The sequence below is a fragment of the Streptomyces sp. NPDC002779 genome, assembly GCF_042888685.1.
Taxonomy (GTDB): domain Bacteria; phylum Actinomycetota; class Actinomycetes; order Streptomycetales; family Streptomycetaceae; genus Streptomyces.
Genome location: NZ_JBIAQC010000003.1, coordinates 624,709 through 637,304 on the forward strand (window position 1 = coordinate 624,709; position 12,596 = coordinate 637,304).

The following is a 12,596-nucleotide window of genomic DNA, read 5'->3' on the forward strand; positions in this document are numbered from 1 at the left end:
CATGCACACATCCCGCTTCCCTACGCTGGGTTACGTGCAGCGCCTCTATGACTTCCTCCGCAGACACCCGACGTGGGTCGACGGCTTCTGGGCCGTCTTCTTGTTCGGGATCACCGTGGTGTCCGGGGTCGTGCAGCAGGAAGTGGAGCGCGTCGACTACCCGGTCGCCGCCGTGCCGATCGCCCTGCTGCTGTCCCTGGTGATCGCGCTGCGCCGGCGCATGCCGGAGAAGATGCTGGTCCTGGCCATCGCGCTCGGTGTGGCGCAGCTGGTGCTGGACGTCGAGACCATGCCCGCGAACTTCGCCATGCTGGTGATCACCTACACGGTGGCCGCGAACGGTGCCCGCTGGGCCTCCAGGCTGGCGCTCGGCGTCGGCCTGTGCGCGGCCCCCCTGGCGCAGTTGCGCTGGCCGGAGAACGAGTCGAGCGCCCTCGGCACCGTCGCGATCATGGTCTTCACCTCGGTGCCGTTCGCGCTCGCCTGGGTGCTCGGTGACTCGATACGCACCCGGCGCGCGTACTTCGCGCAGCTCGAGGAGCGCGCGACCCGGCTCGAGAAGGAGCGCGAGGCGCAGGCCAAGGTCGCGGTCGCCGCCGAGCGCGCGCGGATCGCGCGCGAGCTGCACGATGTGGTCGCGCACAACGTCTCGGTGATGGTGGTGCAGGCCGACGGCGCCGCCTACGTCCTCGACGCCGCCCCCGACCAGGCGAAGAAGGCGCTGGAGACGATCTCCTCCACCGGCCGTCAGGCCCTCGCCGAGATGCGCCGCCTGCTGGGCGTGCTGCGCACCGGCGAGCACGAGGAGGGCGGGGAGTACGTCCCGCAGCCCGACGTCGAGCAGATCGACGAGCTCGTCCAGCAGTGCCGCACCTCCGGACTGCCCGTCGACTTCAAGGTCGAGGGCACCCCGCGCCCGCTGCCGAGCGGGGTGGAGCTGACCGCGTACCGCATCGTGCAGGAGGCGCTCACCAACACCCGCAAGCACGGCGGCCCGAACGCGGGTGCGAGCGTGCGGCTGGTCTACTTCGACGACGGGCTCGGTCTGCTCGTCGAGGACGACGGCAAGGGCGCCCCGCACGAGCTGTACGAGGAGGGCGGTGCCGACGGCCAGGGCCACGGTTTGATCGGTATGCGAGAGCGGGTCGGCATGGTGGGGGGCACCCTGGACGCGGGCCCCCGCCCCGGCGGAGGATTCCGCATCAGTGCCCTGCTGCCGCTCAAACCGGCGCACTGAGACCGGTCATGTGCTGCGTTGACACCTGTAACGACCCCGTTCACGGACACGGAAGAGGACTCGATGACGATCCGCGTAATGCTCGTCGATGACCAGGTGCTGCTGCGCACCGGGTTCCGGATGGTGCTCGCCGCCCAGCCGGACATGGAGGTCGTCGCGGAGGCGGGCGACGGCGTCGAGGCCCTGCAGGTGCTGCGGGAGACCGCGGTCGACGTGGTGCTGATGGACGTGCGCATGCCAAAGCTGGACGGTGTGGAGACCACCCGCCGGGTCTGCGCGGACCCGAATCCGCCGAAGGTGCTGATCCTGACCACCTTCGACCTCGACGAGTACGCCTTCTCCGGGCTGAAGGCGGGCGCCTCCGGCTTCATGCTGAAGGACGTGCCGCCCGGGGAACTGCTCGCCGCCATCCGCGCGGTGCACAGCGGCGACGCGGTGGTGGCCCCCTCGACCACGCGCCGGCTGCTGGACCGCTTCGCGCCGATGCTGCCCAGCACCGGCCAGGAGCCGCAGTTCAAGGAGCTGGACCGGCTCACCGACCGGGAGCGCGAGGTCATGGTGCTGGTCGCCCAAGGGCTGTCCAACGGGGAGATCGCGGCCCGGCTGGTCCTGTCGGAGGCGACCGTCAAGACGCACGTGGGCCGCATCCTGACCAAGCTCGGGCTGCGGGACCGGGTGCAGGTGGTGGTCCTGGCCTACGAGACGGGAGTGGTGCGGGCCGGCGGACAGGGCTGAGCGGCGCCGGTCAGCGCAGCAGTGCCTCCAGGAGGTCCCCGCCCAGCCGGGCGACCGCCGTGACGTCCAGCTGGTGCAGGACGTAGCGCCCGCGCCGGCGGGTGGTGATCAGGCCCGCCTTCTTCAGCACGCCCAGGTGCCGGGATATCTCGGGCGCGGTCATGCCGTGGATCTGCACCAGCTCGCTGGTGGTGTACGTGCTGCGGGCGAGGTTGCGGCACAGCTGCATGCGCACCGGGTGGGACAGCGCGGTCATGCGCAGGACCAGCTGGTCGACCGAGGGCGGGGCGGTCAGCTCGGGGGAGCCGACCGGGTAGTGCAGGACCGGCTGCCAGCCGTGCCGGTGCAGCACCATCAGATGCGGCCAGCCCAGGCTCGTCGGCACCAGCAGCAGGCTGCGGTCACGGATGACGGTGTGGCCCTGGCGCAGTTTGTCGATGGTGATCCGGCCGCCGGCCTCGTCGAACGTGACCGCCGCGGACACCGAGGTCAGCGCCTCGGCGAGCCCCTTGTGCCGCAGCAGGTCGGTCCGGTGCCGGGCGTCGGCGGCGAGCTGGTGCCGCACGCGGTGCCAGACGTCCGCGAAGAACGCCTCCTCGCAGTCGGCCAGGAACTGCCGCAGCCAGGCCCGGATCCGCGGCGGATCCTCCAGCAGCCGCCTGGTGAACCGCAGTTGCTGCGGCCCGCGCGCGGCGGCCAGCTCCAGGGCGCGGCGGCGCAGGTCGGGGTCGTCGAGCACGGAGGGGCCGGGGGTGGTGTACGGCAGCGCGCAGGTGAACTCCAGGGCGGCGTCCACGAACTGTTCGTCCGTCAGCTTGTCCAGCAGGTCCAGGTCCCCGGCGAGATCGGCGCCCGGGAGGGTGGGCCCGCCGGGGATGCCGGCGCAGGGCAGGAACAGGTCCGAGAACGTCGTACGCCACAGGAAGTCGGCCTCGCACATCCGGTCGGCCAGATGCGGGTCGAGCGCCGCGGTCACGCTCGTGGCCCAGCCCTGGAGGCCCGGGTGGTGGGCCGGCTCGGACAGCGCGTGCAGCGCCATGCCCAGCTCGGCCAGGGGCGAGGGAACGACGGCGACCCTCTCCGGCCGCAGCCCCGCGATGTCGATGCTCACGCTCATGCCCTCATGGTGCACCCGGCCACTGACAACGCCGCCGTTGATTGACGCCCGCCGTCAATCGACGCGACGCCGCCGCGCGATCGGCGCAGGCTGGGAGGACCGGCCGGGGCAGCCGGAGCCGTCCCGCCGCATCCGTCCTGCCTTCGGGAAGAGGTGAACCGCCATGAACGTCACCCAGCAGTACCTCCTCGACACCTACCGGGCCCGGCAGCACGGCGAGCCCGCCCCGCCCGCCCCGGGCGCACACGACCGGCAGGTCGTACGGGCCTGGCGCGAGGAGCGCCGCTTCCGGGCCGTTCTCGCCGGGCGCCCGGTGGGGGGCGGGCCCTGGCGGTTCCTGGGCCGGCGGCTGCGGCCTAGCCGCTGACCTGCTCCTTCAGCCGCGCCACGAACTCCGCGACCGCCACGCGTACGTCGTGGGCCGTCCAGGTCAGGCCCGCGGCCCGGACGTCGATCTCGGTGACCGCGAGGCCCGGGCCCGGCGCGTCCCAGGGGCGGGCGAACAGCAGGGTCCGCGTCTCCTCGGCGTGCCGGACCGCCGCCTCGGCGACGACATCGGCGTCGTACGGCAGCCAGAGCCGGAACTCGTTGGTGTGCGGCTCCTCGGGGTGGACGCGGGCCCAGGGCAGCCCCGCTGCCGCGAACCCCTCGCGCAGCGCGCCGGCCACCACGCGCGCGTGCCGCACGTAGCCGGGCAGCCGGGGCAGCTCGCGCTCCAGGCCGACCAGCGCCGACAGTGCGGTCGGGAACTGCTGGAAGACGGTGCCGCCGTACCGGTGCCGCCAGGCCTTCATCTCGTCGACGAGCGTGCGGGGCCCGGCGACCGCGGCGCCGCCGTAGCCGTCGAGGGACTTGTAGAACGAGACGTAGACGCTGTCCGCGAGGTCCGCGATCTCGTCCAGGGGGCGCTCGAAGTGGACCGTGGCCTCCCACAGGCGCGCTCCGTCGAAGTGCACCACCGCCTCGCGCTCCCGTGCCACCTCGACCACCTCGGTGAGCTCCTGCCAGGACGGCAGCACGAAACCGGCGTCCCGGAGCGGCAGCTCCAGCATCAGCGTGCCGAAGGGCTCGTCGAGGCCGCGCACCTCGTCGGCCGTGAGCGGCCGCGGTTCGCTGGTGACCCTGACCGGGCGCAACCCGCTGACCTGGCTGAAGGCGTTCCGCTCATGCACCTCGGGGTGGGCCAGCGCGTGCAGGGCGACGACCGGGTTGCCGGTGCGGCCCGCCCAGCAGCGCAGGGCCACCTGCTGGGCCATGGTGCCGGTGGGGAAGAACGCGGCGGCCTCCTTGCCGAGCAGCCCGGCGACCTTGTCCTCCAGGGCCTCGACGACACCGTCGCCGTACATGTCGGCCGGCTGGTCCAGGTCGTACACGTCCGACGCCTGATCCAGCAGCGCGAGCCGCTCCCGGAGCGTGCGCAGGGCACCCGCGCGCCCCAGCGCGCGCTCAGCGTTTCGGGACGCGCTGATGCGCCGCTCTCTGATGCGCCGGCGCCGTTCGGTCTCCGGGAGCTGCTCGCCATGGTTCGTCGTCTCCGCCGCATCACTCATGCGCGGATGATGTCGCGCCCCGCCGCACCGGGGCACTCGCTTTTCGGGACGCGTTTCTCCGGGCGCCCTCGGCTCACAAAAACCCACAGCCTGTGGACAACCGACCGCCCCTCGAACCGATCGCGTTAACATGACGAGAAATCGTCCGGTACCCGGAGCGGACTGGAACGGGAAGGCCGCCGTCGCGTGAGTACAAGCCAACAGCCAGATCCGAAGGACCGCCCAGCGCGGCTCACCGTCGGCGTCGTCGGTGCCGGCCGGGTGGGCCCCGCGCTCGCCGCGTCCCTCCAGCTCGCCGGGCACCGGCCCGTGGCCGTCTCCGGAGTCTCCGACGCCTCCCGGCGCCGCGCCGAGCACCTGCTCCCCGGCGTACCCCTCATGACGCCCGCCGAGGTGCTCAGGAGCGCGGAACTGGTGCTCCTGACCGTCCCCGACGACGCCCTGCCCGGCCTCGTCGCCGGACTCGCCGAGACCGGGGCCGTACGACCGGGCCAGCTGCTGGTGCACACCTCCGGGCGGTACGGCGCCCAGGTCCTCGACCCCGCCCTGCGCGCGGGCGCGCTCCCGCTGGCCCTGCACCCGGCGATGACCTTCACCGGCACCCCGGTGGACGTCGACCGGCTGGCCGGCTGCTCCTTCGGCGTCACCGCCCCCGAGGAACTGCGGCTGGCCGCCGAGGCCCTCGTCATCGAGATGGGCGGCGAGCCGGAGTGGATCGCCGAGGACATGCGGCCGCTCTACCACGCGGCCCTCGCCCTGGGCGCCAACCACCTGGTGACGCTGGTCGCGCAGTCCATGGAACTGCTGCGCGCGGCCGGCGTCGAGGCCCCCGACCGGATGCTCGGCCCGCTCCTCGGCGCCGCCCTCGACAACGCCCTGCGCTCCGGCGACGCCGCCCTGACCGGTCCCGTCGCGCGCGGGGACGCGGGCACCGTCGCCGCGCACGTCACCGAGCTGCGCCGGCACGCCCCGCAGGCCGTCGCCGGCTACCTGGCGATGGCCCGCGCGACCGCCGACCGCGCGCTCGCCCACGGCCTGCTCAAGCCGGAGCTCGCTGAAGACCTGCTGGGAGTGCTCGCCGACAGCACCGAGGGAGAAGCGGGATGACCATCACCCTGCTGCGCACCGCCGCCGAACTGGCCGCACGCGCGCGTACGGCCAGGCGCGCGGTTGTGATGACCATGGGCGCCCTGCACGAGGGCCACGCCACCCTGGTCCGCTCCGCGCGCGAGCTCGCCGGAGCGGACGGCGAGGTCGTGGTGACCGTCTTCGTCAACCCCCTCCAGTTCGGCGCGGGCGAGGACCTCGACCGCTACCCGCGCACCCTGGAAGCCGACCTCAAGATCGCCGGGGAGGCCGGTGCGGACGTGGTGTTCGCGCCCTCCGTCGACGAGGTCTACCCGGGCGGCGAACCGCAGGTGCGGGTCAGCGCGGGCCCCATGGGCGAGCGGCTGGAGGGCGCCGCCCGCCCCGGCCACTTCGACGGCATGCTCACCGTCGTCGCCAAACTGCTCCACCTCACCCGCCCCGACATCGCGCTCTTCGGCCAGAAGGACGCCCAGCAGCTCGCCCTGATCCGCCGCATGGTCCGCGACCTGAACTTCGGCACCGAGATCGTCGGCGTGCCCACCGTGCGCGAGGACGACGGCCTGGCCCTGTCCAGCCGCAACCGCTATCTCTCGCCCGCCGACCGGCGCACCGCGCTCGCCCTGTCCCGGGCGCTGTTCGCCGGCCAGGACCGGCACGCGGCGCAGGAGGCGCTGCGCGCGCGGGCCCGGGAAGTGCCCGCCACGCACGCTCGTGCCGAGGCGCTCAGCGCCCTCGGGGAGTCCCGCGCCGCCGCCGACACGCACGCCGTCGCCAAGGCGGCCCCGGCCGGCCCGGCCGCCGTCCGCGCCGCCGCCCGTCTGGTCCTGGACGAGGCCGCCCGGCTCACCCCGCCGCTCGTGCTGGACTACCTCGCCCTCGTCGACCCCACCGACTTCACCGAGATCGACGACGACTTCACCGGCGAGGCCGTTCTCGCGGTCGCCGCCCGGGTCGGGACGACCCGGCTGATCGACAACCTCCCCCTCACCTTCGGAGCCGCCTCGTGACCAGCACAGGCATACGACTGCACGCGCCCGCGCCCGGGTGGTCCATCGACGCGGACGTGGTGGTCGTCGGCTCCGGCGTCGCCGGACTGACCGCGGCCCTGCGCTGCGAGGCCGCCGGTCTGACGACGGTCGTCGTCACCAAGGCCCGCCTCGACGACGGCTCCACCCGCTGGGCGCAGGGCGGCATCGCCGCGGCCCTCGGCGAGGGCGACACCCCCGAGCAGCACCTGGCCGACACCCTGGTGGCGGGCGCCGGGCTGTGCGACGAGGACGCGGTACGCCTCCTGGTCACCGAGGGCCCGGACGCCGTGCACCGCCTGATCGAGACGGGCGCCCACTTCGACGAGTCGGAGGAGGGCGGCCTGGAGCTCACCCGCGAGGGCGGCCACCACCGGCGCCGGATCGCGCACGCGGGCGGCGACGCGACCGGTGCGGAGATCTCCCGCGCACTGGTCGAGGCGGTCCGCGCGAAGGGGCTGCGCACCATCGAGAACGCGCTCGTCCTGGACCTGCTCACGGACGCCGACGGCCGCACCGCGGGCGTGACCCTGCACGTGATGGGCGAGGGCCAGCACGACGGCGTGGGCGCCGTGCACGCCCCCGCGGTGGTCCTCGCGACCGGCGGCATGGGGCAGGTCTTCTCCGCGACCACCAACCCGTCGGTGTCCACCGGCGACGGCGTGGCGCTCGCCCTGCGCGCCGGTGCGGAGGTCTCCGACCTGGAGTTCGTGCAGTTCCACCCCACCGTGCTGTTCCTCGGCGCGGACGCCGAGGGCCAGCAGCCGCTGGTCTCCGAGGCCGTGCGCGGCGAGGGCGCCCACCTGGTCGACGCCGACGGCGTGCGCTTCATGGTCGGCCAGCACGAGCTGGCCGAGCTCGCGCCCCGGGACATCGTCGCCAAGGGCATCATGCGCCGGATGCAGGAGCAGGACGCCGAGCACATGTTCCTCGACGCCCGGCACTTCGGCGCCGAGATGTGGGAGCACCGCTTCCCGACGATCCTCGCCGCCTGCCGCGCCCACGGCATCGACCCCGTCCACGAACCCATCCCGATCGCCCCGGCCGCCCACTACGCCTCCGGTGGCGTGCGCACCGACTCCCAGGGCCGTACGACCGTGCCCGGCCTGTACGCGTGCGGCGAGGTCGCGTGCACCGGCGTGCACGGCGCGAACCGGCTCGCCTCCAACTCCCTGCTGGAGGGACTGGTCTACGCCGAGCGCATCGCCGCCGACATCGCGGCGGGCCACGCCGGAAACGCCCTCCACGCGCGGGTGCCGCACCCGGTGCCGTCCCCGGAGGTGCCCGCGCATCCGCTGCTCGCGGCCGAGGCCCGCTTCGCCATCCAGCGGATCATGACCGAGGGCGCGGGCGTCCTGCGCTCCGCCGACTCCCTCACGCGGGCGGGCGAGCAGCTCCAGCGGCTGCACTCCGACGCGCGTGAGGCCCTCGTCGAGAACGGCAAGACCGCGGAGCCCGGCGTCGACACCTGGGAGGCCACCAACCTCCTGTGCGTGGCCCGGGTCCTGGTCGCCGCCGCCGTGCTGCGCGAGGAGACGCGCGGCTGCCACTGGCGCGAGGACCGGCCCGAGCGCGACGACACGGCATGGCGCCGCCACATCGTCGTACGGCTGAATCCGGACCGCACACTCGCCGTGCACCCCACCGATACCGCAGACTTCCCCCCGACCCGGCAGCCCCAGGAGCAGTGACAGACGTGAGCACCCCCGACCTTCCCCTCGTCCAGGACGACGGCTGCGGCGACGGCTGCGCCTGCGGGGCGGACACCGACGAGACGTATCTGGAGTGCGGGCTCGACCCCGCGCTCGCGCAGCTCCTGATCGACGCGGGCCTGGACCCGCTGGAGATCGAGGACATCGCGAACGTCGCCATCCAGGAGGACCTGGACAACGGCGTGGACGTGACGACGGTCGCGACCATCCCCGAGGACGCGGTCGCCACCGCCGACTTCACCGCGCGCGAGGCCGGTGTCGTGGCCGGCCTCCGGGTCGCCGAGGCGGTGATCTCCGTGGTCTGCACCGACGAGTTCGAGGTCGAGCGGCACGTGGAGGACGGCGACCGGGTCGCGGCCGGTCAGAAGCTGCTGTCGGTCACCACGCGCACGCGCGACCTGCTGACCGCCGAGCGCAGCGCGCTGAACCTGCTGTGCCGCCTCTCCGGCATCGCGACCGCCACCCGCGCGTGGGCGGACGCCCTGGAGGGCACCAAGGCACGCGTACGGGACACCCGCAAGACCACGCCCGGACTGCGCGCCCTGGAGAAGTACGCGGTCCGCTGCGGCGGGGGCGTCAACCACCGGATGTCGCTGTCCGACGCGGCCCTGGTCAAGGACAACCACGTGGTCGCCGCGGGCGGAGTCGCGCAGGCCTTCAAGGCGGTGCGGGAGGCCTTCCCCCAGCTGCCCATCGAGGTCGAGGTGGACACCCTGCACCAGCTGCGCGAGACGGTGGACGCGGGCGCCGACCTGATCCTGCTGGACAACTTCACGCCGGGGGAGTGCGAGGAGGCGGTGGCGCTGGTGCACGGCCGCGCGGCGCTGGAGGCGTCGGGCCGGCTGACCCTGGACAACGCCAGGGCGTACGCGGACACGGGCGTCGACTACCTGGCCGTCGGGGCGCTGACCCACTCCGCGCCGATCCTGGACATCGGGCTGGACCTGCGAGCGGCGGAGTAGGGAGCGGGAAGCGGCCATGCTGCTGACGATCGACGTAGGAAACACCCACACCGTCCTCGGCCTGTTCGACGGCGAGGACATCGTCGAGCACTGGCGCATCTCCACGGACGCGCGCCGCACCGCCGACGAGCTGGCGGTGCTGCTCCAGGGCCTGATGGGCATGCACCCGCTCCTCGGGGAGGAGCTGGGCGACGGCATCGACGGGATCGCCATCTGCGCGACCGTGCCGTCCGTGCTGCACGAGCTGCGGGAGGTGACGCGGCGGTACTACGGCGACGTGCCGGCCGTGCTCGTCGAGCCCGGGGTGAAGACCGGGGTGCCGATCCTCACGGACAACCCCAAGGAGGTCGGCGCGGACCGGATCATCAACGCGGTGGCCGCCGTCGAGCTGTACGGCGGTCCCGCGATCGTCGTGGACTTCGGAACGGCGACGACCTTCGACGCGGTCAGCGCGCGCGGGGAGTACGTCGGCGGGGTCATCGCGCCGGGGATCGAGATCTCGGTGGAGGCGCTCGGGGTGAAGGGCGCGCAGCTGCGGAAGATCGAGGTCGCCCGGCCCCGGAGCGTGATCGGCAAGAACACGGTCGAGGCCATGCAGTCCGGGATCGTCTACGGCTTCGCCGGGCAGGTGGACGGCGTGGTGAGCCGGATGGCCCGGGAGCTGGCGGACGACCCGGAAGAGGTCACGGTGATCGCGACGGGCGGTCTGGCACCGATGGTGCTGGGCGAGTCGTCGGTGATCGACGAGCACGAGCCCTGGCTGACGCTGATCGGACTGCGGCTGGTCTACGAGCGGAACGTGTCCCGGATGTGACGGCACGCGTGCGTGCGGCGGGGTCCCCGTAGCGGCGGCCCAACCGGGTAACTCCCCCGCGCCACGCCCATCCCCTATGTCGGGCTTGTCTGATTAGCGCGTATCGTCGCCGCATGCCCACGCCATACGGATCCCGAGGCGGCATGGCGTTCGGTGTGGAGGAGCTGCGTGTGCTCCGCCGCGCGCTCGCTCTTGCCCTGAACCCCGCCCCTGCCCCGGCCGAGGATGTCCAGGACTGTCTCTCCCTCGCCCAGTCGCTGGACGAAGCGATGCGCGAGGGCGCACGGCTGCGCGCCTTCCTGGTGGCCGACCTCGCCCGGTACCGCGCCGCCCTGCCCGGCACCGCCGCCGGTTACCTCGCCCTCATGGAGGAGGCCCTGGGCGCCGGCTACCGGCCCGAGCCGGACGATCTCGCCGCCCTGCGCGCCCTGCGCGGCAACCCCGTCGCCGCCGCCCTGCTGAGCCGCTGCCTGGTCCTCGCAGAACAGGACGTACGGGCCCGTCTCGCGCGCGGGACGGGCCGCCGGGTGGCCACGGCCGCCCCGAGCGTCCCCGCCTCCCGTACCCGCCTTCTGGCCCTCCCTGGGGGCCTCGCGGCCGCGCCCCCCGCCGCCGGGCAGGACCCCGACCGGCAGCCCGCGAAGAAACCCGCGACCCGGCCCGCCGAGAAACCGGCCACCCCCGGCCCCGCCGAGCCCCAGCAGCCCCGCCGCCCCGTCCCCACTCCGGGCGAGGTCTTCCCCCGCCGCAAACCCGCCGAGCCCCCCGCCCGGCCGCCGCAGCAACTGGCCGCGGGCTGAGCCCCACCCCGGCCCCGGACCACCCGTCCCCCTCGCTACCCTGAAGTCATGGACTACGTCTCCGCGCTGCTGCCCCCCGTCGTCATGGCCGTGTTCTTCGGCGGGGTGATCCGGGTGATCGTGAAGACTCAGGGCGGTGCCAACAAGGCCAAGGAGGACGCCGTGGTGGACGCGGCGCTCGCCCGGGCCGAGGGGGCCCGTCAGACCTCCGTGCGGAGCGACGGCTGACCCAGGCGGACCGTTCCCGGCGTACGACTCCTCGCTTTCCGAGTCGTACGCCCTTTTTGTGCCTTTTTGCTGCCGAAAGCGCACGTCCGGCAGGTCAATCCCGGCATCTCCCACTATTGTGCTGAACTGTGCCTCGCCCATTGGGAGAACTCGAAGACGCGGTCATGACGCGGGTGTGGAAGTGGAACCGCCCGGTGACCGTTCGGGAAGTCCTTGAAGATCTTCAGCAGGAACGGTCCATCGCCTACACCACGGTGATGACCGTTTTGGACAATCTCCATCAGAAGGGCTGGGTGCGCCGCGAGGCGGAAGGCCGGGCCTATCGATATGAGGCGGTCTCCACACGGGCCGCCTACGCCGCCGCCCTCATGAACGAGGCGTGGTCGCAGAGCGACAACCCCGCCGCCGCCCTCGTCGCCTTCTTCGGGATGATGAGCGACGAACAGCGAACTGCTCTCCGCGACGCCGTCCGCATCGCCCAAGGACCGGAACAAACCGAGCAAGGCGATACCCGCCCCGATACGGCCCCGGAGAACCCCGGCTCGGCGCCGGAGGCCGACGGGCGATAGCGTCCGCTCATGTCCGCACAGAGCTCACCGGCTCAGAGCCCCGAAGTCACCGCAAAAGCCCTCACCGTCCGCCGGGCCCGCACCAGCGATGTCCCGGCGGTGCGCCGCCTGCTTGACGCGTACGTCCGCGGCGGCATCCTGCTCGACAAAGCGACGGTGACCCTTTACGAGGACATCCAGGAGTTCTGGGTCGCGGAACGTGACGACAACGCGGAGGTCGTCGGCTGCGGCGCCCTGCATGTGATGTGGGAAGACCTCGCGGAAGTCCGCACTCTCGCGGTGAAGCCCGGACTGAAGGGCGCGGGCGTCGGTCACCAGTTGCTGGAGAAGTTGCTCCAGACCGCGCGTTGGCTCGGTGTTCGCCGGGTTTTCTGCCTGACCTTCGAAGTGGACTTCTTCGGCAAGCACGGCTTCGTCGAGATCGGTGAGACGCCGGTCGACACCGATGTGTACGCGGAGCTGATGCGTTCCTATGACGAGGGCGTCGCGGAGTTCCTCGGTCTCGAACGAGTGAAACCGAACACCTTGGGCAACAGTCGGATGCTTCTGCATCTGTGATCGCCGGGTAAGCCGAACCGGACTCCCGGTGCCCTATGTCCGAAACGCGCATGTTTCCGGGCGGGGAGCGGGCTGTGAGTCTCTGCCAGGGGTTTGTGTTTTTCCAGCAAAAGCGGTTTGCTTTCCGACGTACTGCAGTACTGCATATAACAAGGGGACGGCGAAACGGCGGACGCCGCGGGCCCCAGTCCTCAAGTTAT

At 72.7% G+C, this 12,596-nt stretch carries 14 protein-coding genes; 12 read left to right on the forward strand and 2 right to left on the reverse strand.

The features are described 5' to 3' along the window. Positions 1–34 precede the first annotated feature (34 nt). Positions 35–1,237 carry a sensor histidine kinase gene (locus tag ACFYW5_RS12770; protein ID WP_389416949.1) on the forward strand — a complete coding sequence of 401 codons (1,203 nt, stop codon included), beginning with the start codon at positions 35–37 and terminating at the stop codon, positions 1,235–1,237. A gap of 63 nt (positions 1,238–1,300) precedes the next feature. After that, positions 1,301–1,972, forward strand: coding sequence for a response regulator (locus tag ACFYW5_RS12775; protein ID WP_389416950.1), 672 nt, complete (start codon positions 1,301–1,303; stop codon positions 1,970–1,972). 10 nt (positions 1,973–1,982) lie between these two features. Here ACFYW5_RS12775 and ACFYW5_RS12780 read toward each other — a convergent pair whose 3' ends face one another. Beyond that, complete coding sequence (locus ACFYW5_RS12780; protein WP_389416951.1) at positions 1,983–3,089, reverse strand: DUF5937 family protein; 1,107 nt, start codon at positions 3,087–3,089, stop codon at positions 1,983–1,985. 163 nt (positions 3,090–3,252) lie between these two features. Between ACFYW5_RS12780 and ACFYW5_RS12785 the strand changes: the two genes are divergently transcribed. Further along, the gene (locus tag ACFYW5_RS12785; RefSeq protein WP_389416952.1) at positions 3,253–3,456 is read left to right on the forward strand and encodes a hypothetical protein; all 204 of its coding nucleotides are present in this window, start codon (positions 3,253–3,255) and stop codon (positions 3,454–3,456) included. Here the strand turns inward: ACFYW5_RS12785 and ACFYW5_RS12790 are convergent. Next, the gene (locus tag ACFYW5_RS12790) at positions 3,446–4,639 is read right to left on the reverse strand and encodes a threonine aldolase family protein (RefSeq protein WP_389416953.1); all 1,194 of its coding nucleotides are present in this window, start codon (positions 4,637–4,639) and stop codon (positions 3,446–3,448) included. The genes ACFYW5_RS12785 and ACFYW5_RS12790 overlap by 11 nt on opposite strands. Before the next feature lie 186 nt (positions 4,640–4,825). On the opposite strand from ACFYW5_RS12790, the gene ACFYW5_RS12795 reads away from it, so the two are divergent. The 9 genes from ACFYW5_RS12795 (at position 4,826) to ACFYW5_RS12835 (ending at position 12,396) form a co-directional block, all read left to right on the forward strand. After that, positions 4,826–5,746, forward strand: a complete 921-nt coding sequence (locus ACFYW5_RS12795; protein WP_389416954.1) for a Rossmann-like and DUF2520 domain-containing protein — start codon at positions 4,826–4,828, stop codon at positions 5,744–5,746. Continuing rightward, positions 5,743–6,735, forward strand: coding sequence for a pantoate--beta-alanine ligase (gene panC / locus ACFYW5_RS12800; protein WP_389416955.1), 993 nt, complete (start codon positions 5,743–5,745; stop codon positions 6,733–6,735). The genes ACFYW5_RS12795 and panC overlap by 4 nt, the downstream gene beginning before the upstream one ends. Further along, complete coding sequence (locus ACFYW5_RS12805; protein WP_389416956.1) at positions 6,732–8,444, forward strand: L-aspartate oxidase; 1,713 nt, start codon at positions 6,732–6,734, stop codon at positions 8,442–8,444. The genes panC and ACFYW5_RS12805 overlap by 4 nt, the downstream gene beginning before the upstream one ends. A gap of 5 nt (positions 8,445–8,449) precedes the next feature. Then, positions 8,450–9,427 carry a carboxylating nicotinate-nucleotide diphosphorylase gene (nadC, locus tag ACFYW5_RS12810; protein ID WP_389416957.1) on the forward strand — a complete coding sequence of 326 codons (978 nt, stop codon included), beginning with the start codon at positions 8,450–8,452 and terminating at the stop codon, positions 9,425–9,427. A gap of 16 nt (positions 9,428–9,443) precedes the next feature. Beyond that, positions 9,444–10,241, forward strand: coding sequence for a type III pantothenate kinase (locus tag ACFYW5_RS12815; RefSeq protein WP_389416958.1), 798 nt, complete (start codon positions 9,444–9,446; stop codon positions 10,239–10,241). A 143-nt stretch (positions 10,242–10,384) separates the two neighbouring features. Beyond that, complete coding sequence (locus tag ACFYW5_RS12820; RefSeq protein ID WP_389417016.1) at positions 10,385–11,041, forward strand: hypothetical protein; 657 nt, start codon at positions 10,385–10,387, stop codon at positions 11,039–11,041. Between the two features lie 48 nt (positions 11,042–11,089). Next, positions 11,090–11,269 (forward strand): hypothetical protein, encoded by a 180-nt coding sequence (locus ACFYW5_RS12825; RefSeq protein WP_389416959.1) that lies wholly within the window; start codon positions 11,090–11,092, stop codon positions 11,267–11,269. 140 nt (positions 11,270–11,409) lie between these two features. Continuing rightward, a complete protein-coding gene (locus tag ACFYW5_RS12830) occupies positions 11,410–11,838 on the forward strand; it encodes a BlaI/MecI/CopY family transcriptional regulator (protein WP_389416960.1) in 429 nt (142 codons plus the stop codon). A 9-nt stretch (positions 11,839–11,847) separates the two neighbouring features. Continuing rightward, complete coding sequence (locus ACFYW5_RS12835; RefSeq protein WP_389416961.1) at positions 11,848–12,396, forward strand: amino-acid N-acetyltransferase; 549 nt, start codon at positions 11,848–11,850, stop codon at positions 12,394–12,396. Positions 12,397–12,596: the final 200 nt, after the last annotated feature.